Source organism: Bergeyella porcorum (assembly GCF_042427575.1).
Classification (GTDB): Bacteria; Bacteroidota; Bacteroidia; order Flavobacteriales; family Weeksellaceae; genus Bergeyella; species Bergeyella porcorum.
In genome coordinates this window covers 75,938-98,136 of record NZ_JBHMFD010000009.1, presented here as the reverse complement: position 1 = coordinate 98,136, position 22,199 = coordinate 75,938, and the positions used below count along the sequence as shown (strand labels likewise).

Sequence of the window (22,199 nt, the reverse complement as noted above, 5' to 3'; positions counted from 1 at the left end):
ATAATACATCCAATGTCGGATATTAATATTAAAATCACAGACCGAGAGGGCGTTACCCACGATGTGGTAGCCCCTACGGATATGTCTATGAACCTGATGGAGGTGATCCGCTCTTATGAACTGGCGGAGGAAGGCACCATAGGGGTATGTGGCGGTATGGCAATGTGTGCTTCTTGTCAAGTTTATGTTATCAACGGAGCTGAAAAGCTTCCAGAGATGGGAGCAGAGGAAGATGCGATGCTTGCAGAGGCGTTCTATGTAGAAGACAATTCTAGATTGGGATGCCAGATTCACATTACAGAAGAATTAGAAGGTTTGGAGGTGCAGATAGCCCCATATCCATAGACTTATTTTTTTTCTTTGCAGATTAATAATAACCCTTTCAGTTTTTAGAGTTGGAAGGGTTTTGTATTTTACGCTTATATTCTTTAAAAGATTTCCTAAGCTAAACATACTTTAAGGCTATTCAATAAAACCTAAATTTATATCAGACTAAATGCAAAAAAATAATCCTATTTTTGCATAGAAAACACAATGAGATGAACTGGTCTATAGCCTTGAAAGATAAATACCTTGCTTGGAGACAAAACGAACCTCTGCTAATGGAAAAATTGGCAGAGAATAAATCCTTTCCGAAGGGAACACACATCATCAAAGAAGGAACTTCAGACCCTCATTTTTACTTCATAGAAAAAGGCTTTGTAAGAGGTTTCTACACCGACCATTGGGGCAATGAAAACACGCTTTTCCTGCCCGAAGAAGGTTTTTTCTTTGGTGCCCCTGAGTGTATATTTGACCAGAAAAAAACAACGAAATACACCTTTGAGGCTCTTTCTGATATAGAAGTTATTGTGTTTAATTTCAAAGAATTAGAACAGCAAGCAATGCAAAATCAATATGTTTTTGATTTTTACAACACGGCACTAAAAAATGTGGTAACAGCTTTTATCCACCGTTTAGAAGCCTTTATAGAAGAGTCGCCTGAGGAACGTTATGTGAATATCGATAAGGTACGCCCCAATCTTGCTTATCTTTCTTTGCGGAAATATCTGGCGAGTTTCTTGGGTATTTCGCCTAACTCGCTGTCTCGTATTCGTAAAAGGCTGAAAATAAAGAAAAACTAAGGTTGGCTAATGCGATGTTATCAGTAGTTTTTATTTTTTTCTTCAATTGGAATTTGATTTTTTGAGTTGCTTATCAAAACTGCGTAATCAATAAAATCTGTCGTAGCTTTTCCTTTCAATCCTTTTCCGTTACTCTTTTTAAGAAACAAATTAACTTTAATTAAATCTGTTCCAATATTGTAAGGAGAATTTTCATTATTAAGTTTGAAAAGTGTAATATCTGATAATTTTGTGTTTTTCAGTTTTTTAATACCTTTAAAATGCTCTTTCCAATAATCACCTATTCCGTAACCTTTTTCGGTTGTATAGCTTTGGTAATTTCCTTGCTTATCATATATTTTGTCCCAAAGAACTTCACTTTTAGTCAAATAGCCAATAACAGTAAGTACTTTGTTTCGTTCATAGATGTTTTGCTCTATCAATCTAGTGAAGAATGATGGATAATTTCGTTTACGAGTTTTTTCAAGATGAAAAAATCCATACTTTACAAATTGCTTTTTTGTTTCAAGATTATATATTTTTTTAAGAGAAACATAGTTTTCAAAAATGATTTTTTCTCTGTCTCTTTCTCCTTCAAAATTTTGAACGATATTTTTCAGAATATGATGAAAACTTATCGTGTCGTTAATTTGATGAACGTAAATATTTTTATTTGCTTCATAGTCGTAGATAAAACTTTTTAGAAGTTTTGTTATTTCTTTATTTTGAATACTGAAGTCAAAATCTTTTTCTATCAATATTTTCTTTAATTCATCTTTCGCTTTCCAATTCTGAATGTTTTCAGTTAAAAGTAAAATATGTTTTATAGGAAACTGATATTCATTGATAACATCAAGACCAATTACTTTTATTGGATTACTTTTGTAGGATTGGTTTAACAATCTCAGATTTTTCCAATGCTCAAAAGTCTCGATTGTTCCTTCTTGGCTTACAATAGTTTGAAAAGATAAAACCAATTCTTTTAAAAGTTCTTCATTTCCTGTTTCCAAATATTGTTGAAAGAAATAGGCTTGACTAAAATTTGTTTCGGGAATATAATAATGAAGAGCATTTTGTTTTTTGAGACTTTTAATCAAATTTAATTCGGCTTCATACGTTTTTGCACTTCCGTGGTAGGCTCCAAAACCAAGGATATTAAAATCTGTTTGAGGAAATTTAAAATCAGGATTTTCAATATTAAATCGATTTTGTTTTAAGTAATCTTTTTTATTTTGTGAAAAGGGAAATATCGATATTATTAATGCAAAAAAAGTGAATAAATTTTTCATAGTAGACTTGTAAAATGACAGATAACAAAAAAAGCATTTCTGTAGCCGAGACAAAACACAACCGAAAGTTCTATTAATCCCGACCTGAATAAAAAAATCTCCGCCGACTAAATTACAAAAATCTTCTGAAATCCAACTATTTCTTTCAAATTAACTTTTGTATATTTTTTTACCGATTTCCCGCTGTTTCTTTGCAAATTAAATTTTTACACTTTTAATATATGAAACAGAAACTAATCATTCTTTCCCTATTACTCTGTTTTCAGCAAACTTTTGCTTTCAGTGGCGAGACGCTGGACAGTGTTGCCAATGTGGTCGCGTGGATTATCCTCATTGTGCTTCCCGCAGGAGGTATTTATCTATTCTGGAAAGCTCATATCTATCCAGAAGTAGTTGCAGAGAAAAAGAATCATCCGCAACTACAAGCCATCAAAACGATGTGTTTGCTCTCACTCATTTTTGGCGGACTACTTTGGCCTGTGGCTCTCATTTGGGCAAATTACAACTATCCGAAAAAGGAAGAGGAAAACCTAGATAATATACCCAATAGCGAGGAAACGGCCGTTGCATTGCCCGAAGAATCTGTTTAATCAATAAAAAATTAGAAAAAAAGATGTTAGAATTAATCATCGCACTATATGCAGGAATTTGTTGGCTACTTATCAAAAAGCTCAAGCTCATTCCTTGGACATTTACCACGCAGATTGTGGTTTATTCACTTCCTATCTTCGGGTCTATCTTTTTAATTTTGGGACTCAATTACTTCACGCCTATCACTTCCGATGTACGCGTAGGAAACCGAAGTGTGGATATTGCCAGTCAAATCACAGGTAAGGTGGAGAAAGTGTATGTAAAAACCAATCAAGAAGTGAAAAAGGGCGATACCCTGTTTACCATAGACAGAACACCTTTCTTGCGAGAAATTCAGGCTTTGGAAGCAAGATTGGAAACAATGATTGCTACCGTAGATTCTTACGACAAAGATATTGCAGCTTCTCGCAGTCAAATCAATTCATTGCAAACACAGCTTAGCAAACAAACGCGTAACGCAATACCAAGAACTCGTAAATGCAGGAGCAGCCAATAAATTTGAATTAGACCAAGCGATTACTACCGCTCAAAATCTTCAAGCTCAGATTGCTGCAGCACAAGCACAGCTACAATCGTTGCAAATAAAAACCAGCGTAGGACACAATGGTGAAAATGCTTCAGTATCTGAGGTGAGAGCCCAGCTAGAACAAGCCCGTTGGAACCTAGACCAAACCGTAGTAGTGGCACCTACTGATGGTATTATTCCTAATGTACAGCTCAATGAAGGTGCTCTATTGCTCCCTATGCGTTCGGCTTTTGTGTTGATTCAAAAACAGCAATCCGTAATTGCTTACTATGCACAAAATGAACTACAAGCCGTAAAACCAGGCGATGAGGTAGAACTCGCCCTAAAAACCGAACCTGGAAAAGTGGTGAAAGCTAAACTAGAATATGTGATAGATGCCACCAGCCAAGGAATAATGAACAACGCAGGCAGTGCATTGGCAGGAAGCGTATCGGGGATACCAAACACCGCCAAAGAACTCCCAGAAACCGATGCTAAACTCATTGCAAAATTTGTCCTTAGCGAAAAAGAACCTCCACTTACCGTAGGAGCAAGAGGTACGGCGGTTATCTATTCCAATAATTGGAAACCAATGCATCTCGTGAGAAAAGTGATGATACGCGTCAATAGCAATATGAATTATTTCATTCCTAAATTGCATTAATAGAAAATGAAAATCAATACAATACTTGTAGCGGCATTAGCATTGAGCACTTCGTCTTGTTTACTTTACAAAGAGGCCACCCCCGAAAAGATGAACGAGCTGAAACAATCTGCCACAGCTACTAAAAATATGGAAATCCCAGACCAATGGATTTTTGACCGCGAAAATGCTGCCTTTTCCTATCAATGGATTGATGAACTGAAAGACCCTCAGCTGATGACTCTGATAGAAGAAGGTTTGAAATACAATGCTGATATCCTCATTGCAGAAGAAAAACTCAACCAAATAGAGCTGGCAATGGGCATTGCCGCTAGTAATCTCTACCCTACCGTAAGTGCTGTAGCCAACACCTCTAATAATGTGGTGAATGGCAGCAACATCCAAAACCTTTCCCTAAAAGCCAATTGGGAGCTAGACATTTGGGGTAAAAACAAAGCTGCAAGCTCGGCGGCTACTTCGCAATATTTTTCGGCAAAATACCAAACCGATAGGGTAAAACAATCTATCGCAGCAATGATTTGCAAGGCGTATTTTATGAATATCGCTAGTAATTCTCAAATGGCTAAAACCGAACATTTCCTTAAACTAACCCAAGATTTGGAAAAGCTCTATGCCGTGAGAAACAAAGTAGGAACGGCTAATGCCATCGATTTGTCAAACATTAAGGCGGAAATCATCACCCTCGAAGGGCAACTAGAAAAACTAAAAAATGCTAATAAAGAAACCAAACGCTCTTTGGAACTTCTCACTGGTAAATATCCCGAAGGGAAAATAGCTACTCAAACGCATTTTACCCCAATACAACAGGGAGTACCTACGCAATTTCCGCTAAACTTGTTGGAAAACCGCCCCGATATTTTGGCAAGTCAGTACCAAATAGAAAGTCAGTTTTACGAAGTACAAGAAGCAAAAGCAGCCCGACTGCCATCGCTAAACATCAGTGCGTCTTTGGGTGGAGCAGGCACTAATATTTCCGCACTCAACTCGCTCTATTCCAATCCACTGGTGAATATGGGAGGTAACTTGGCAACACCTATTTTCAACGGAGGTGCTTTGAAAAAGAATGTAGAAATCCAAAATTCGGAGCAAAAAGCAGCCGTAGAACAATATGCCAAAATCCTGATGAACGCCCTGAACGAAGTGGAAGGTGCTATGGCAAATGCCTCTTCTATCGAAAAACAAATAGGATACAGCGAAAAAGCCATCTCAGAATTGGAAAAAAATGTGGAACTCACCAAAAAGCAAATCCACATCGGAACATCAGACAATTTTATCCTCATCCAAAAACAACGCGATTTGCTAAGAAAAGAAATGGCTCTCATAGACTTGCAATTGCAAAACCGCGTAGAACGCATCAACCTTTATATGGCATTGGGTGCCAGCCAGTTTAACAAGTAATTTTAAAATCAGAATATGATGAAATCATTTAAAAAAATCGCAGCCATAGCCGCTGTAGTCTTATCCGCTCAGTTTTCCTTTGCACAGGTAGAGCAAGATTATGCCAACTTGGTAAAAGATGCCATTAAACTAGAAGCGAAAAACCATATCTACTCTAGCCTTCAGCTAACACCAGAGGAGACCAAAGCGTTTGACCCTTTGTTTGACCAATATCTAAAAGCACAGGGTAAAGTAGCCGAAATAAAATGGCAAAATTTTGACAAATACCTAAGTGCAAGAGAACAATATTCTACTGAAAAATTGGACAATCTTAACCAATCGATTTGGAAAGCCAATTCGGAGCAAGTAAAACTCAACAAAAAATACTACAAAAAATTCAAAAAAGCCATCGGAGTAGAAAAAGCGACTTATTTCTTCTTTATAAAACGCTATTTGGATAACGCAGTGGAATACCGCAAGTTAGAGTTTTTAAGACCTTAGTTTTTCATCCACATTAGCCTATTCCTGATTTTATAATGGGTAGGCTTTCTTTTTTCTATTATATGAATAAGTTTTATTTTCTAAGCATCTTGTTATCACTAGGAACGGCTCTTCATTCCCAGGAAATATCTAAACATCAGGCAAGTATCAATCCTATCAATCTGACTTTCGGAACGGCACATCTATCGTATGAATACGCCTTTAATCGGAATATGTCGGCAGCGGTTTCAGTCGGGCAAAAATTTTCATCGGGAGCAATGACCATTTCAGGGTTTGATACCCCTACGCTACAGTCGGAAGATTTTTCTTTCAAAGGCATTAAAATCATCCCTGAATACCGTTGGTATTTGCAAAAAACCAACAAAAACCACACGGGATTTTTCGTGGGAGCGTATTATAAATTTCAATCGTATGAAAGTCCGCTGAAAGGAGTTTATACCGTGCCGCAAACGGGCGAAAAAGCCAACATAGACCTTGATGCTCGGGTTTCTACCCACGCTTTGGGCTTGCAAATAGGTTACAAACTAGCGATTTATAAAAACTGGTATGCCGATTTTCTCATCGCGGGGCTAGGTTATTCTATCAACACACTGACCCTTACTCGAAACCAAGTAGAAATCCCTGAATTTTACCAAGACCTTGTGCAGAATATCCGCGATAAATACAAGGAAATAGACCAATTCATCAGCAATTCTGAATTTAAAAGAAGTAGCGATGGCAGCAAAGCAAGTGCTACATTTAGGCTGCCTGCATTTCGCTATGGTGTGTCTGTGGGGTATCGGTTTTAAAAGCAGAAACATCGTCAGGGAAAAACGCAAATTACACAATTTAAGAACCTCTATTACAGAAGAATTAGAAGGTTTGGAGGTGTAGATTGCCCCGTATCCATAGACTTATTTTTTTTCTTTGCTAATCCATAATGACCCTTTCAGTTTTTAGAGCTGGAAGGGTTTGGTATTTTACGCTTATATTCTTTAAAAGATTTCCTAGGATATTCATAAAAACCGTACTTTTGCAAAATGTTGAGAAATATCGCATTACTTTTCTTATGCTTATGGGTTGTGGCTTGTACGGAGAAGCCTATGCCCAAGCCTATGGGAGAACTTCGGCTAGAATATCCACAGGCAAAATATCAAAAGTTCAGTTCTTCGTGTCCTTACACTTTTGAGTATTCCGATTTTGCAAAAGTAGAGCAGGGAAAGCAACCTTGCTGGTTCTATATCACCTATCCTAAAATGAAAGCCAGAGTTTTCCTCACATATTTTCCTATCAAAAACGATTTTGATTTGCACATTAAAGAAGCCGAAAGAATGGTGTATGAGCATACCATTAAAGCCTCTTCTATCCAAACCAAGTCGTTTTCATATCCACAGAAAAAGGTCTTTGGCAATTTCTATGAACTGAAAGGGCAGAGTGCTTCTAATCTTCAGTTTTATGCCACCGATAGCACCAGACATTTTGTAACGGCAAATTTGTATTTCAATAGCCGCCCAAAGCCCGATTCATTGGCACCAGCAGTGGATTATATCAAGAAGGATGTTATAAGAATGCTGGATACCTTTGAGTGGAAAAATTAGTTTTAGTAAAAAAAATAGATAATATTTCAATATTTTAATTCATTAATTATGAAGTTATTAGTTGTAGGTTCTGTAGCGTTTGATGCCATAGAAACGCCTTTTGGAAAAACCGATAAAATTTTAGGAGGAGCAGCCACTTTCATTGGTTTGGCATCTTCCATTTTAAAAACGGATGTTAGTTTAGTATCGGTAGTAGGAGGAGATTTCCCACAAGAATATTTGGATTTGCTTACATCGAAAAATGTTAATATTGATGGGGTTGAAATCGTGAAAGAGGGTAAAACTTTCTTTTGGAGTGGGAAGTATCACAATGATTTGAACTCTCGCGATACTTTGGTAACGGAGGTGAATGTCTTGGAAAACTTTGAGCCGAAAGTTCCTGCTCACGCTCAAGATGCGGAGGTGTTACTACTGGGTAATTTGCACCCTGGTGTGCAGCTTTCTGTTTTGGAAAAGATGGCAAAACGCCCCAAGTTGGTCATCTTAGATACAATGAATTTTTGGATGGATACAGCGTGGGATGTTCTTATGGAAATGATTGCAAAGACGGATGTCATCACCATTAATGATGAGGAAGCACGCCAACTTTCTGGTGAGTATTCTTTGGTAAAAGCAGCACAGAAAATCCATACCTTAGGGCCTCAATATGTGATTATCAAAAAAGGAGAACACGGTGCATTGCTCTTCCACGATGGGAAAATCTTTGCGATTCCTGCTTTGCCTTTGGAAGAAGTATTTGACCCAACAGGAGCGGGAGATACCTTTGCAGGAGGTTTTGCTGCCCATCTAGCCAAAACGGGTGATTTTAGTTTTGAAAATATGAAATCTGCCATCATTGTAGGGTCTGCATTGGCATCTTATACGGTAGAAAAATTTGGAACGGAAAGAATTGCAGAAATCACCGCCGAGCAACTGAAAGAAAGAATGGCTGAGTTTAAACAGCTCACCACCTTCGAGGTTGATTTGGATTTATAATAAAGTTTAGTATTTTAGAGCTTGTTTAAGTTAATCTTAGACAAGCTTTTTTTGGTTCAATCTTTCGCTTTTCAGTAAAATATTTTTAGTTTTGGCGAGAAGAAATAATTTTAAGAAATAATTATAAGAAAATATTTAGCAGAAATCATTTAGAAGCTTATTTTTGCATTTATAAAAAATTAAGATGGTAAAGAATATCAAATTACTTTCATTGATGATGGCGGCATTCACACTGCTATCAGTTCAGCTATCCGCTCAGATTTCCAAGGGAACTTTGGTAGATGGCATTACAGCAGTTATCGGTAATGAGATTGTCTTAGAATCCGATATTGAAGAGCAGATGAACTATGCTAAGCAGCAGGGACTTTCGGTATCCGACCGATGCGAGTTTTTGGCAAATATTGTGAATAATAAGTTTCTGATTTACGAAGCGAAGAGAGATACACTCATAGAAAACCGTTCGGCAGCCATTAAAGAAGCCGCTGAAAATAAGTATGAGCAAATCCTTGCCAACTTCCCAGATGAAAAAACGATGCTGAATTCCTATAAGTTTCGTACCTCCTACGAAATGAAAAACGCCATCGAGAAAATTGATTCGGATAATTACTATGGGCAACAGAAGTACGGAAGAATTACAGATAAAGTAGATGTTACCCCCAATGAAGTAACAGATTTCTACAATATGTACAAACACCAGTTGCCAATGGTAAAAGACGAGGTTTCTATTTCGCAAATCGTGATGTATCCAAAGCTTACAGAAGCTCATAAAGATGACATCAAAAACAGACTTCGCAAGATGAAGCAGGATATTCAAAGTGGAAAAGAAAGCTTTGAGCAATTGGCAAGAATCTACTCAGAAGATACCGGATCGGCTTCCAATGGCGGGTTGTACACCAATATTTCTAAGGGGAGAATGGTGAAACCTTTTGAAGCCGCAGCACTCAATCTTCAGGAAGGGGAAATCTCTGAGCCTGTGGAAACAGAATATGGTTACCATCTCATTCAGCTTGTCAAGAAAATAGGGAAGAATTACGATGCCAGACACATCCTTCTAAAAGCAGAGCCTACCACAGAAGAAATCGCAGATGCTAGAAAGGAATTAGACAGCATTCGTACTTTGATTTTAGATGGCAAAATGACTTTCAAAGAAGCGGTATATCGATTTTCTGATGACAAATCTACCAAATTTAGTGCGGGGATTGTTACAGGGCAAGATGGCGGTAGTAAGATAGAGAAAATGGGACTTCCACCAACACTTGCTTATCAAATTGCAGGTTTGAAAGCTGATGATATTACCGATGTGTTTCAAGATGAGCTTAACCAAAGAAAAACCGTAAGCATTATAAAAGTAAATGAGGTAATAGATTCTCACATTATGAGTTTGGAAACCGATTATGAACGGATTAAAAAGATGGCATTGGAGAGAAAAAAAGGGCAAACTGTAGAAAAATGGGTGAAAGAACGCTTGCCAGATACCTTTATCTCCATCAATGAAAGGTATAATGATTGCACTTTCAAAAAGGAATGGGAGAAAAAATAATCAATATTTACAATCCTTCGGAGAAATACCGAAGGATTTTTTTGTACTTTTGAGGGATGAGTACTTTTATAGATTTTGGAACAGCTAAAAAATTAAAAGATATGCAAGCTAAAAATAGAATTACAGAATTGTTTAATATCCAATATCCCATCATTCAAGGGGGAATGGTGTGGCACTCTGGCTGGCGTTTAGCATCTGCCGTATCCAATGCAGGCGGTTTGGGACTTATTGGAGCAGGGAGTATGTACCCCGATGTTCTGAGGGAACACATACAGAAGTGTAAAGCAGCCACCGACCGCCCATTTGGCGTTAATATCCCAATGTTTTACCCCGATATGGAAGATATCATCAATATCATTTTGGAAGAAGGTGTGAAGGTGGTATTTACCTCCGCTGGAAATCCAAAACTCTATACAGAAATGTTCCAGAAAGAAGGCTTAAAGGTGGCTCACGTGGTGTCTTCTACCAAGTTTGCCCTGAAATGTGAAGAAGCAGGGGTAGATGCTGTGGTAGCCGAAGGTTTTGAAGCAGGAGGGCATAATGGACGAGACGAAACCACCACGATGGTGCTAATCCCTACAGTGAAAAAACACATTACTAAGCCCCTGATAGCAGCAGGAGGGATTGCTCTTGGCTCGCAGATGAAAGCGGCAATGGTTTTAGGAGCAGATGGTGTGCAGATTGGTTCTCGTTTTGCAGCCACAGAAGAGGCTAGTGCCCACGATGCCTGGAAACAAAAAATGATTAGTTTGGGAGAAGGAGATACCCTGCTTACCCTGAAGGAATTAGCCCCTGTAAGATTGGTGAAAAACAAATTCTTCAACGATGTAGAAGCGGTGTATCAAAACGGAAGAGATGCAGAACTCTTGAAAAAAACTTTGGGAAGAGCCAGAGCCAAACTTGGAATGTTTGAAGGAAATCTAGATGAAGGGGAGCTAGAAATAGGGCAGGTATCTGCTTTGATAGATGAAATCTTACCTGTGAAACAAGTTTTTGATAAGATTCTTGAAGAGTTTAGAGCCGCAACCTTGGATTTTAATTTAGACTAAATATTTAGATTGAGGCTAAGACTTTGAGTGTAAAATATTGATTTTGTATTTAATCTTAGCCTCAGTTTTTAGTTTCTAAAGCGTTCCATATCCAGTTTTAGCGAGAAGAAATTGGAGAAGAAATTAGACCCTCCAATACCTGAATCGGAAATAGCATAGTCTAAGGTAATCCCTTTGTATTGAATGCCCAAGCCAGCACTCGGTTGGAAGGAGACTTTACGCTGTAAGTTTTCTATATCGGTAATGGTTTGGAAACGGTTGACCCCCACTCTTACGAAAATCATATCTTGGTATTTAAGCTCGGCACCTGCGTATGGCGTAATGCTGGCAAAATCTGTGGAGATGAGGGCGGCAGTTTTTGCAAAATCTACATTGATTCCAGCTTCGGGAAGTAATTGCAAATCTCTGCTGAGTTCAAAGTTTTTGGAAATGCCTGCATTCAGTTTGGGCATTGTGAGTTCCATTTTGTTTTCGGGAGCGGGATTAAACTCTTCGCCATTCACCACGGTGGAGAGCTCTTGCTGATTAATACTCCAGAAATTAACGGTAGTGGTAGCATCTTTTAGCGTAGCCCCGTAGTTCCAGCCGTTGTCAGAGTGGTATATTGCCCCAACATCAAAGCCAAAGCCAAAGCCATTAGCAAATTTACCTACATTTCGGTAAACCAATTTGGCATTAAGCCCTATGCTTAGCTTGTGATTGCCACCAGGGTGAAAGGCGTAGGAGACAATTCCTGCATAATCTGCTTGAGAGAATTTTTGGATTTTATCGTAATTGATATTTCCTTCGGAATCTATCATTTGGGTGGTATTGAGAATATCATCTACCCCCAGCCTTACTACAGATATGGCAAAAACGCCTCCGTTGTTATCCAGAGGTTTGGCATAGGCAAGATAATCATACTTGGCTATACTTTCAAAATATTCTGCGTGCATAGCAGCACCTTGCCAGTCTCTTTCTACCCCTGTAAGCCCTGCGGGATTCCACATTGGTGCATAGACATCGTTTTGATGGGAGATGACAGCACCGCCCATTCCCAGTCCTCTGGCACCCGCCCCGATGTTGAGAAACTCATTGGAATATTTTCTTATAATCTGGGCTTCTGCTACTCCAAAAGATAATACCAAAGCCGAAAGTAATAGTTTTTTCATTGCAAATTTTTCGTTGTCTCTTGTTGCTTTTTTCTTGTTTTTATGATGCCATTGGCAACAATGGAAAGAATCATCACCAGCGATGCAATGTAGAATACAGAACTCATATGCTCGGATTCCCCGAAAATGAAATACGCCATCACAATACCATAAACAGGCTCTAAATTGACCGTTAAAACTAAAGTAAACGGGGTGATGTATTTCATCAAACTGATGGATTCAAACATTGGATAAGCTGTAAATACACTCGCTAATAACAGTACTAACGCTAAATTGGTGTAACTTATTTCGCCAAGAAGGGCTAATTCTCCCGTCAACGCATAAAAGATGCTGAAAACAGCCCAGCCACAAAAGATTTCATAGAAAATAATATTGCCAGATGAGGTTTTCCCGTAGAGCTTTCCATTGAACACAGAAAATAAACTCCCCACTACAGCTGCCAAGATACCATAAATAATTCCCTCTTGATATTGAAATTCTGTCTTGAAAATAAGATACATACAGACCAAAATCACCACTCCCATCACCACTTCCGAAGGGTCTATTTTTCTTCTAAAGACCAGAGGCTCTAAAAGGGCTACAAATAGTGTGGATAGCGAGATGCAACTCAGTGCAATGGATACATTAGACACTTTGATGGAGTGAAAGAAAAATAACCAATGAAACGCCATAAGAGAGCCTACACCTGCTAACTGGAAAAATAACTTTTTAGAAATAGCAATACTCTGCTTCCTTACAAACCGAATGTAAATAAATAAAAACAAAGCCGTGAAAAACATCCTGTGAAATACCAAAACACCTGCATCTACCGTGATGAGTTTACCCAATATAGCAGTAAACCCCCACAGAAAAACAATAAAGTGAAGACGAAATAAAGCGGATGATTTCATAGGTTTCTGAAAAATAATGCTGCAAAAATAAACTATATTTTCTAAAATCTAGATAGTTGTTAGTTAACGGTTGATGGAAGTTCCCCCTTCGGGGGGGGCTTGTCCTTGGCGGTGGGAGATTGTTAGAGGTTAGAAGAAAGTCTTTTCTCTTTCTTCTTTCCTCTTTTTTCAAAAACTCAAAACTCAGCACTCAAAACTTAGCATCATTTGCAATCTCTGGTTATTTGGAGTAAATTTGGCGAAAAATTATTTTGAAATTTCTTATCATCATTCCCGCTCATAATGAGGAAGATTACCTCCTGCATACGCTGAAGTCTTTGGAAGCACAGTCTTACCAAAACTTCAAGGTAATGATTGTGAATGACGGCTCTACCGATAGAACCCAAAAGATAGCCCATACCTTTTCATATAGAAACCCACAGTTTATTGTGCTCAATCTAGAAACCTCCCAGCACGCTCCTGGTGCCAAGGTGGTGAGGACTTTCAACAAGGGATTAGAGTTGGTAGATTTAGACCAGTTTGACATCATTTGCAAGTTTGATGCAGATGTGATTTTCCCGCCCAACTATTTAGAAAAAGTGCAACAAGTGTATCGGGACAATCCCAAGGCAGGAATGGTTTCTGGATTGGTGTATATAGAAGTGAATGGAGAATGGGTCTTTGAAAACCTATCCTCTAAGCAACACATCAGAGGGCCTATAAAATCTTATCGAAAAGAATGTTTCCAAGCGATGGGAGGGCTACGCCCCGTTTTGGGTTGGGATAATATCGATGTAATGCTCTGTAAAATGCACGGCTACGAAACCGTTGCTCTTCAAGATTTGAGGGTGAAACATCTTCGCCCAACAGCCTATAAATACAAGGCTCAGAAGGCAGAAAAGCTGGGAGAATATTTTTATAATATCGGTTTGGATACTCCTTTGGCTACCATTGCTTCGCTAAAATCATCATTGAAAAACCGTTCGTTCACGGAATTTTTTACAACGATGAAAACCTTTTTTAGGTTCCAAAAACAGAATAAAGAGCGGGTGCTTACAGAAGAGGAAATTCAATTTATCCGACAAACAAGATGGAAAACAATGAAAGGAAAGCTGTTTTTTTAAACCATTAAGGCAATGCAAAATACCAATACCACATACCGAATTGCTTATGTAGAGATAGATACCCACGCAGAGATTGCCCATAATTTTCGGGAGCTGATGAGGGATTTGGAAGGCATAGAGGTGGATTATTTTTTCTCAAAGAAAATAATGACAACGCTCTGTCTTGCTCCTTCTGAAAATATCTATGAAACATCGGCAGACACCTTATGTTCTTTATTAGAAAGAAAGCCGTACGATGCGGTGGTTCTTGGTACGGTACATCGGTATTTTGATACTTTTTTAAAAGTGGTAAAGCGTTTTCCTACGGCAATTATTGGGCATAATCTTAATTTTATTGGAGCTACTAATGCAAATTTGCTTCAATCCATTGGGAAGGAAGATGGTCGTTTCAGATTAAAATTACTTTTGAAAGAAGGTTTACTATCCAAAAATAAAGTGTATCAAAAGGTTAAGGCGATATGGGTTTTAGATGAAGCAATGGGCAGACCGCCGTATCAATATTTCCCTGTATTTTTCAATCAATTTTCTGGAGTAGGGACAGATGAAAATCTAATGAGGGTGGTGATACCTGGGGCGGTATCTCAGCAGCGGCGAGATTATGCAGATGTTGTAGCACGGCTTAGAAGACATCGTTTTCAGAAGCCTACGGAAGTGGTGTTTTTGGGAAAAGCATCGGGAGGAGAGTTAGCTCTTTTAAAACAATTTGAAACTGAAATTAAAGACAGAGACGATTTAAGCATTCGATATTTTACGGAGAAAGTGTCGCAGCCTATTTTTGATGAAGAGATGAAGGCAGCCACCGTTTTGTGGTGTCCCATTCAGCAGGAGACTTCTTTCTTTAGTATAAAGGAATATTATGGCACCACCAAGGTAAGCGGTAATATAGGTGATGCCATCAAATATGGTAAGCAGGCAGTGTTCCCAAGCAATTATGCAGGGAAATATCCATTGGTATGTTCTGAAAATGTTATTTTTGGATTGGAAAAACTGCAAGATGAAAGTTTTGAAATTTTTTCAAAGAAAAAAGTTCAGGAGCAGGTAGAAACAATGATTTTGAAACTAATCAATCACTAAACGAAAGATGAATATTGTAGCACGGCAAGGGATGAAATATTCCATTATTGGATATTTGGGATTTTTATTAGGAACTTTCTCTAATATTTTTATTTTTCCCAATGATATGGCATTCTATGGCAAGATAAGGTATGTGCTGCCTATGGTAGAGATGCTGTTGCCTCTGGTGGTGTTTGGTTTGTCTTATTCCAATATTAAGTTTTACAATCAGGTGCATCAGGAGGGCAAGCATCAGAATATGCTCAGCCTTACTTTGGGTGCGGTAACGGTTAATTTTTCTATTTTCATTTTAGGATTTTTTGCTTTGTCGGTATTATTTCCTCAACTCAAAACTTTGAAACTATGGGAAATGCGGGGGATTATCTTACCTCTGATATTGGTGATGGCGTTGTCTTCGGTGTTTAACAAATATTTGTCTAATTACAAGCGAATAGCTATTCCCAATATTTTTGATAATCTTTTTCCTAAAATAGCCAATATCTTAGCGTTTTGTGCTTTTTTCTATTTTGGGTTATCAGAGCAATGGGCATTTTCATTATTTTTTTCGGTGTTTATGCTGGCGTTTTTCGGCTATATTGCTTACGCTAATAGTTTGGAGCGGTTGCGTTTGGATTTTTCCACCGATTATTTTCGGAAAGATGGGCTTTGGAAAGCGTTTCTCAATTATGGTTTTTTCTGTTTTTTGGGCAATATTGGGAATTATATTGCGATGAGGATAGACAATGTGATGATTTCTGAGTTCATCGGTTTTGAGTACAACGGCGTGTATAGCACGGTGTTTACCATTATTATGCTGGTGAATATTCCGCAGATGGGGGTTAATAATATCTCTGCACCCATTATCAATCAAAGTATTATCAATCGGGATTTTGAAGGATTGGACAAGTTTCACAAAAAAACATCGCTCAGTTTATTTGCCTTGGGGATGGTAGGTTTTTCTTGTATTTTGATAGGCTTTCCGTACCTTACAGAGCTGATGAAAAATGGGGTATTGCTTCGCCAGGCAGAACCCGTTATTTGGATTTTAGGAGTGGCAATGGTTTTTGATTTGGCTACGGGGTTTAATAATCAGATTATTTCAATGTCTCAATATTACCGTTTTAATATTGTGATTATCCTTATTTTGGCGGGGCTCAATGTTTTACTCAATTATCTCTTCCTTACCCAAACCGATTGGGGCATCTACGGTGTAGCGATGGCAACGGCTATTTCGCTCACGGTGTTTAATATCATCAAAATTGTGTTCAATTATTCCAAATTCAGAGTGTTTCCTCTTACCATAGAGATGCTTTATGTGGTGGTGCTTTGTTCGCTTTCCATTACGGTGGTGCTTTTGTTGCCCAACTTTCAGCATTCTTTAATCAATCTTTTTTATAAACCTTTCATCTTACTGCTTTTATTGTTATTGGGCAATCATTTTCTTCAGATTTATCCAATTCCTTATGATAAGCTAAAAATGTTTTTCAAAAAGTGATGGTTTTTAAAGATTTGGGAATGAAAAAAAGAATGCAGTTCTGAAAAATTAAACTACTTTTGCAATACTTTGAAACCACAGTTTAATAAAATACTCATAACGCCTTTGGTAATTCTCATTCGGTTTTACCAAATTGCCATTTCGCCACTTTTAGGGAAGAATTGCCGCTACCAACCTACTTGCTCTACTTATATGATAGAGGCATTGAGGCTGCACGGGGCTATCAAGGGCTTTTGGCTGGGCATTAGGAGGATAGGAAGATGCCATCCGTGGGGAGGTGAGGGCTATGACCCAGTGCCACCAAAGCAAAAGGCATCAGGAAATCAATAAAATGCTATAAAAAATTATAAAAATGAATCATTTTTTCTTAAAAATTTTCGTTGTAGTCTTTGCACTGATGATGCAAGGGCTTTCTTCGCAGAATTATCCCGATGGTCTGTCTGATGGAACATTGGAAATAGATGGCAAAGCCGTACCAGTGAAGATTTTTGCCACCACTTCGCCACAAGATTTTGTAGATTTTAGTACAAAACCTTTGCAAGGGAATACCTTAGTCTTCCTGAATGATTATATCAATGAATATGCTAATACCAATGTCTTTACTAATTATAAAGATGCGGGTTTTCAGCTTTTAGATGCCGAGTTTCTTCCTGTGCAAGAGGGGGCTGGGGCAGCAGATTTTAAATATTTTTATAAACCATTGCAGCCAGAGGATGCCATTACAGCATCAGTGCATAGTGTAGAGCTAAAAACGCCTTTCACTATCTGGAATCCGTCCAAAGGTATTTCTTTGGGAGGGTTTACTTTGCATTTTTATAGCTTAATGTTTGTATTAGCGTTTGGATTGGGGTCTCTCATTATGGCTCATATCTTCAAGATAGACAATGTGCATCAGAAGTTTTTAGACCCATTGTTTACTTGGACATTGGTAGGAACCATTTTGGGAGCAAGGCTGGGGCACGTGGTATTTTATCAGCCAGAGCTGTTCCAGCAAGACTTCCTTTCGGTATTTTTACCGATACAGACGGTGCCAGAGTTTAAGTTTACAGGCTTTTCTGGCTTGGCAAGTCACGGAGCTACCATTGCTTTGATATTCACTACGCTATATTACTCTTTTAAAATCATTAAAAAGAACCCATTTTGGGTATATGATAGGATAGGAATTGTAGTAGCCTTAGGAGGAGCTTTTGTAAGGCTGGGGAATTTCTTCAATTCGGAGATTATTGGGAAACCAGTGGCTGCAGATTCTCCATTTGCCATTCTTTTTCCGCAGATGAGCAGTGAATATGGCATTACTGTACCGAGATATCCTACCCAATTGTTTGAAGCAGCGGGATATTTTCTGTTATTTGTGCTACTTTGGTGCTTATATCGCTATACAAGGCGAAAATATCAGCAAGGTTGGCTCTTCGGATTATTCTTTGTAGTTCTTTGGAGCATCCGCCTTGTTGTAGAATTCTTCAAGGAGCCTCAGGGCGATGAGTTTATCAGTTTTGCGGGACTCAATACGGGGCAGATTTTATCCATCCCCTTCATTATTGCAGGATTGGTGATAATGTTTTACTCCAAACGCTTTCAGATAGCAGAGAAGGAGCAGTAGAAGGATAATAAAGGCTTATAGAAATACCATCGGTTGTCTATGATAAGGCAACCGATTTTTATTATCTAATCTTTGGGTTAATATATTTCATCTTTTGTGAAGAATATTTTATATCAAGGCTAATATTAATGGCTTTAGGTCAATAAGATTTATCTAAAAGGCTAAAATAAATAATACGCCGTTGCCTGAATGTGATTTCTGTGCAACCAAATATGATTTCTAAATGCCCGAATGTCATTTTTTAATGCCCAAATATCATTTTTTAATGCCTGAATACCATTTCTACAAACCAAAATGTCATTTCTAAATGACCGAATATTATTTTTTAATGCCTGAATGTTATTTTTGCAAACTCTAATATCATTTCTAAACGCCCTAATATTATTTTTTAATTCCTGAATGCCATTTCTGCAAACCAAAATATCATTTCTAAATGCCAAAATATCATTTATAATTGCACTTTATTCAAATTTTCTTGCGGTTGATTGATTTTTAAAAGCATTTGGTTTATTTCTATCACCTTTTACAACACCCCGCCCTACGGGCACCCCTCTTCACGAAGAGGGGAATCTGCTGCGTTAGGTCTTTCGGTTAAAACTTAGAGGTTGATATTGAAATCTTAGAGACTGATATTAGAAATTTATAGGATAATATTAGAAAATTACAGACTGATGTTAAAAAATTATTGTCTGATATTGAAAACTTATCGTTTAATATTGAAAATTTGTAGGAGAGGATTAAAAAACTAATGAAAAGGAATCTATTAAAAATAAAAAATCATCTCTTCTATATTCAAGAAAAGATGATATATAAGGCTAGGCACGACATCTAAATGCCCTATGGATTATAAAACGCTTCCAGAAGGGATTTCATAAGGCTCTTTACCTTGTTCAAAGATACGGGTGCTGTGTTCGCCCTCCACGGTAATGCGGTTGCCCATCCTTCTTATCCAGTTGCCTTCGCGTAATCCCACAACTTTGATGTCGTTTTGCGTTAAAAACTCCTTGATGCGGGTTTCTCTTGTCTCGCCATTGTGTTTTAGGGTCGGGTCTGGGTCAAGATAGTGCGGATTAAGGTTGAAAGGAACCAGCCCCATTGTGTCAAAGCTCGGAGGATAGACAATGGGCATATCATTGGTGGTTTTCATATTGATACCTCCAATGTTGCTGCCCGCACTGGTGCCAAGATAAGGTTTTCCGCTTTCTATATTTTGTTTCAGTGTGGTCATCAGTCCGTTTTCGTGAAGTGTTTTCACGAGAAGGAAGGTATTGCCCCCACCCGTGAAATAAGCAGGAGCCTCATTGATGGCTTGCGTCATAGATTCAAACTCGTGGAGCCCCTTGATGCGTATGCCGATATTCTGGAAGAACGAAGCGGCGGTAGCAGTATATGCCTCGTGAGAAATGCCGCCTGGTCTGGCAAATGGAATGAAAAGCACTTCTTCAATTCCCTGAAAAAGCGTTTGGATTTCTTCTGTAAGATACTCTAAATAATTTCCTCCAAATAGGGTAGAGGTAGATGCTAATAGGATGTTCATTTTTTTAAGATTAAAAGATTAAAAGATTAAAAGATTAAAAAGATTAAAAAGATTAAAAAGATTAAAAAGATTAAAAAGATTAAAAAGATTAAAAGATTAAAAGATTAGAAACTGATAATTATAACTGTCAACCAACAACCATCAACTAACAACTAACAAAAATGTTGTTCTATGAGGTTCATCAGAAAATCTGGGCATTTAATGATTTTATTGTTGGTGGCATCTAAAAAGAAGAGGGTCACCACAGCTTCGGTAATTTTTTCTTGAGCGGGGTTGTAGATTTCGTATTCAAACTCTATCCTTACGCCAGGTTTCTTTTTGATGTAAGTATGGATTTCTAAAACTTGGTCGTACAATGCAGGTTTCAGATACTTAATTTTGTACTCTGAAACGGGAAGCCAAATGCCTTGTTTTTCAATCTCATCGTAGGAGATTCCCAAGGTGCGAAACAGCTCTACGCGTGCAACTTCCAAGTACTCAGCATAGTTGCCATAGTAAACATATTTCATAGGGTCGGTTTCTCCGTAACGAACTCTTAATGAGTGTATTGTATGTATCATTGTCTTGATTTGAAATGGCAACATACAAATAACTTTTTTAAAAATCAAGAGCTTTAATATTTTTTTATGAAGGTAATTTTTGGGATATTTGCCATCTACTTTTGTAGGCAATTCAGTTATCAACATTTCTAACTTTTTACGGGTATCATATGGAACAAAAATTATCAGAACTGTGGGGGAAATGTCTTTCGTTTATGAGAGACAATCTTAATGCTATGGAAGATGATAATGATTTGAAAAAACTCGAGGAATCGTTTGATTTGTTGTTCAATAAAGTACAGCCACTATCGCTAGTGGAAAATAATCTGACCCTTTTAGTTCCTAGTGATTTTTATAAAGAATACATAGAGGAGAATTATCTATCCTTGCTTTCGGCGGCTTTGAGAAAGAATTTCGGAAAAGGCGTTAAGCTTTGGTATTCTGTAATGGAAAATAAACCTGTGGGCAGAGAGCAGCCTATTGTTCAGATGGTGAAAGGAAACTCTACGCCACCGCCTAAAATGCAAGAGGCAATGCCAAAGACTAAAAACTTGGTGAATCCTTTTGTGGCTCCAGGGATTAAAAAGGTGAATATAGAGTCTAACTTGATTCCGCATTTATCGTTTGATAATTTTGTGGAAGGGGAAAGTAATAAGTTTGCTTCTACGGCGGCTAAGACCATAGCCAAACGCCCAGGGGCAACGGCTTTTAACCCGCTTTTTATCCACGGAGGGGTAGGGGTAGGTAAGACCCACATTGCCCACGCCATAGGCTTAGAGGTGAAACAAAATTTTCCAGATAAGGTGGTGCTTTATTTGTCTTCGGAGAAATTTATTCAGCAGTTTATTTCCGCAGCGAAAGCTCAGAATAAAACCGATTTTCAGAACTACTATCAGATGGTAGATGTTTTGATTATAGATGATATTCAGTTCCTTTCTGGTAAGGCTGCTACGCAAGATAGTTTCTTCCATATTTTTGATTATCTGCATCAAAATGGTAAACAGATTATCTTGACATCTGATAAGGCTCCTGTGGACATTCAGGATATCCAAGAGCGTATTGTCTCAAGGTTTAAGTGGGGCTTGTCTGCAGAGGTAAAATCTCCGGATTTTGATACAAGAAAGAAAATTATTACCGATAAACTTAGCCGAGATGGCATTGTCCTTACGGAGGATATGGTGGATTATTTGGCAGGTGAGGTTAATTCTAATGTGCGGGAATTGATAGGCGTAATTAACTCTGTTATTGCATATTCTACAATCTATAAATCGGATTTGAGTCTAGAATTGCTTAAAGATACCATCAAGAAAATTGCTTCCACTCAGAAGAAAGTGATTAATATCCCTTACATCCAAGAGGTGGTGTGTGATTATTTCAATTTGAGTAGAGAGATGTTGCTTTCCAAGTCCAGAAAAAGAGAGATTGCCCTACCAAGACAATTGGCAATGTATTTTGCTAAGGAAATGACCAATGCTACATTTTCTAAGATAGGTGAAGAGATGGGTGGAAAAGACCATTCTACCGTGATGTATGCTGTGGAAACTATCCGCGATATATCTAAAATAGATAGGGAAATCAAAAAATATGTGAAAGAGCTCACAGAAAAAATAAAGGCATAAAAACACTTGATTGAATCATAAAAAAGCCTTTCGGAATGTGT

At 38.0% G+C, this 22,199-nt stretch carries 24 protein-coding genes; 18 read left to right on the top strand and 6 right to left on the bottom strand.

Annotated elements, in window-relative coordinates:
- Window positions 1-12: 12 nt before the first annotated feature.
- Entirely contained in the window at window positions 13-345 is a 333-nt protein-coding gene (locus tag ACFFUE_RS06045) for a 2Fe-2S iron-sulfur cluster-binding protein (RefSeq protein WP_376833544.1), read from the top strand.
- A 194-nt stretch (window positions 346-539) separates the two neighbouring features.
- A complete protein-coding gene (locus ACFFUE_RS06040; RefSeq protein WP_376833542.1) occupies window positions 540-1,124 on the top strand; it encodes a Crp/Fnr family transcriptional regulator in 585 nt (194 codons plus the stop codon).
- Window positions 1,125-1,144: 20 nt separating this feature from the next.
- Here ACFFUE_RS06040 and ACFFUE_RS06035 read toward each other — a convergent pair whose 3' ends face one another.
- A complete protein-coding gene (locus tag ACFFUE_RS06035) occupies window positions 1,145-2,392 on the bottom strand; it encodes a hypothetical protein (RefSeq protein ID WP_376833540.1) in 1,248 nt (415 codons plus the stop codon).
- 221 nt (window positions 2,393-2,613) lie between these two features.
- Between ACFFUE_RS06035 and ACFFUE_RS06030 the strand changes: the two genes are divergently transcribed.
- From ACFFUE_RS06030 to ACFFUE_RS05985, 10 genes are all read left to right on the top strand, one after another.
- On the top strand, window positions 2,614-2,982 hold the full coding sequence (locus tag ACFFUE_RS06030; RefSeq protein WP_376833538.1) for a DUF3302 domain-containing protein: 369 nt from the start codon (window positions 2,614-2,616) through the stop codon (window positions 2,980-2,982).
- Window positions 2,983-3,005: 23 nt separating this feature from the next.
- Window positions 3,006-3,479 carry an HlyD family secretion protein gene (locus ACFFUE_RS06025; RefSeq protein WP_376833536.1) on the top strand — a complete coding sequence of 158 codons (474 nt, stop codon included), beginning with the start codon at window positions 3,006-3,008 and terminating at the stop codon, window positions 3,477-3,479.
- Entirely contained in the window at window positions 3,379-4,152 is a 774-nt protein-coding gene (locus ACFFUE_RS06020; protein WP_376833534.1) for an HlyD family secretion protein, read from the top strand. The genes ACFFUE_RS06025 and ACFFUE_RS06020 overlap by 101 nt, the downstream gene beginning before the upstream one ends.
- 6 nt (window positions 4,153-4,158) lie before the next feature.
- Window positions 4,159-5,550: a TolC family protein gene (locus ACFFUE_RS06015; protein ID WP_376833531.1), complete on the top strand. Its 1,392-nt coding sequence runs from the start codon at window positions 4,159-4,161 to the stop codon at window positions 5,548-5,550.
- 15 nt (window positions 5,551-5,565) lie between these two features.
- Window positions 5,566-6,030, top strand: a complete 465-nt coding sequence (locus tag ACFFUE_RS06010; protein ID WP_376833529.1) for a hypothetical protein — start codon at window positions 5,566-5,568, stop codon at window positions 6,028-6,030.
- Between the two features lie 62 nt (window positions 6,031-6,092).
- Window positions 6,093-6,818, top strand: a complete 726-nt coding sequence (locus ACFFUE_RS06005) for a DUF3575 domain-containing protein (RefSeq protein WP_376833527.1) — start codon at window positions 6,093-6,095, stop codon at window positions 6,816-6,818.
- A gap of 231 nt (window positions 6,819-7,049) precedes the next feature.
- Window positions 7,050-7,607 carry a gliding motility lipoprotein GldD gene (gldD, locus tag ACFFUE_RS06000; RefSeq protein WP_376833525.1) on the top strand — a complete coding sequence of 186 codons (558 nt, stop codon included), beginning with the start codon at window positions 7,050-7,052 and terminating at the stop codon, window positions 7,605-7,607.
- A 48-nt stretch (window positions 7,608-7,655) separates the two neighbouring features.
- Complete coding sequence (locus ACFFUE_RS05995) at window positions 7,656-8,582, top strand: PfkB family carbohydrate kinase (RefSeq protein WP_376833523.1); 927 nt, start codon at window positions 7,656-7,658, stop codon at window positions 8,580-8,582.
- A 184-nt stretch (window positions 8,583-8,766) separates the two neighbouring features.
- A complete protein-coding gene (locus tag ACFFUE_RS05990) occupies window positions 8,767-10,122 on the top strand; it encodes a peptidylprolyl isomerase (RefSeq protein ID WP_376833521.1) in 1,356 nt (451 codons plus the stop codon).
- A gap of 56 nt (window positions 10,123-10,178) precedes the next feature.
- Window positions 10,179-11,171: an NAD(P)H-dependent flavin oxidoreductase gene (locus ACFFUE_RS05985; protein WP_376833519.1), complete on the top strand. Its 993-nt coding sequence runs from the start codon at window positions 10,179-10,181 to the stop codon at window positions 11,169-11,171.
- Window positions 11,172-11,239: 68 nt separating this feature from the next.
- Here the strand turns inward: ACFFUE_RS05985 and ACFFUE_RS05980 are convergent, their stop codons facing one another.
- Entirely contained in the window at window positions 11,240-12,322 is a 1,083-nt protein-coding gene (locus tag ACFFUE_RS05980) for a putative type IX sorting system protein PorV2 (protein WP_376833517.1), read from the bottom strand.
- Entirely contained in the window at window positions 12,319-13,212 is an 894-nt protein-coding gene (locus ACFFUE_RS05975; protein WP_376833515.1) for a DMT family transporter, read from the bottom strand. The genes ACFFUE_RS05980 and ACFFUE_RS05975 overlap by 4 nt, the downstream gene beginning before the upstream one ends.
- Window positions 13,213-13,463: 251 nt before the next feature.
- Here ACFFUE_RS05975 and ACFFUE_RS05970 point away from each other — a divergent pair, with 251 nt between their 5' ends.
- From ACFFUE_RS05970 to lgt, 5 genes are all read left to right on the top strand, one after another.
- A complete protein-coding gene (locus ACFFUE_RS05970; protein WP_376833513.1) occupies window positions 13,464-14,315 on the top strand; it encodes a glycosyltransferase family 2 protein in 852 nt (283 codons plus the stop codon).
- Between the two features lie 12 nt (window positions 14,316-14,327).
- On the top strand, window positions 14,328-15,389 hold the full coding sequence (locus tag ACFFUE_RS05965) for a hypothetical protein (protein WP_376833511.1): 1,062 nt from the start codon (window positions 14,328-14,330) through the stop codon (window positions 15,387-15,389).
- Window positions 15,390-15,396: 7 nt separating this feature from the next.
- The gene (locus ACFFUE_RS05960; protein ID WP_376833509.1) at window positions 15,397-16,863 is read left to right on the top strand and encodes a lipopolysaccharide biosynthesis protein; all 1,467 of its coding nucleotides are present in this window, start codon (window positions 15,397-15,399) and stop codon (window positions 16,861-16,863) included.
- A 69-nt stretch (window positions 16,864-16,932) separates the two neighbouring features.
- Window positions 16,933-17,193 (top strand): membrane protein insertion efficiency factor YidD, encoded by a 261-nt coding sequence (yidD, locus tag ACFFUE_RS05955; RefSeq protein WP_376833507.1) that lies wholly within the window; start codon window positions 16,933-16,935, stop codon window positions 17,191-17,193.
- Window positions 17,194-17,626: 433 nt separating this feature from the next.
- Window positions 17,627-18,463 (top strand): prolipoprotein diacylglyceryl transferase, encoded by an 837-nt coding sequence (lgt, locus tag ACFFUE_RS05950; RefSeq protein WP_376833656.1) that lies wholly within the window; start codon window positions 17,627-17,629, stop codon window positions 18,461-18,463.
- A gap of 161 nt (window positions 18,464-18,624) precedes the next feature.
- Here the strand turns inward: lgt and ACFFUE_RS05945 are convergent, their stop codons facing one another.
- From ACFFUE_RS05945 to ACFFUE_RS05935, 3 genes are all read right to left on the bottom strand, one after another.
- A complete protein-coding gene (locus ACFFUE_RS05945) occupies window positions 18,625-18,903 on the bottom strand; it encodes a hypothetical protein (protein WP_376833505.1) in 279 nt (92 codons plus the stop codon).
- A gap of 404 nt (window positions 18,904-19,307) precedes the next feature.
- Window positions 19,308-20,000 carry a dipeptidase PepE gene (gene pepE, locus ACFFUE_RS05940; protein ID WP_376833503.1) on the bottom strand — a complete coding sequence of 231 codons (693 nt, stop codon included), beginning with the start codon at window positions 19,998-20,000 and terminating at the stop codon, window positions 19,308-19,310.
- A gap of 152 nt (window positions 20,001-20,152) precedes the next feature.
- Window positions 20,153-20,560, bottom strand: coding sequence for an acyl-CoA thioesterase (locus ACFFUE_RS05935; RefSeq protein WP_327984370.1), 408 nt, complete (start codon window positions 20,558-20,560; stop codon window positions 20,153-20,155).
- A gap of 149 nt (window positions 20,561-20,709) precedes the next feature.
- Here ACFFUE_RS05935 and dnaA point away from each other — a divergent pair, with 149 nt between their 5' ends.
- Complete coding sequence (dnaA, locus tag ACFFUE_RS05930; protein WP_376833501.1) at window positions 20,710-22,158, top strand: chromosomal replication initiator protein DnaA; 1,449 nt, start codon at window positions 20,710-20,712, stop codon at window positions 22,156-22,158.
- Window positions 22,159-22,199: the final 41 nt, after the last annotated feature.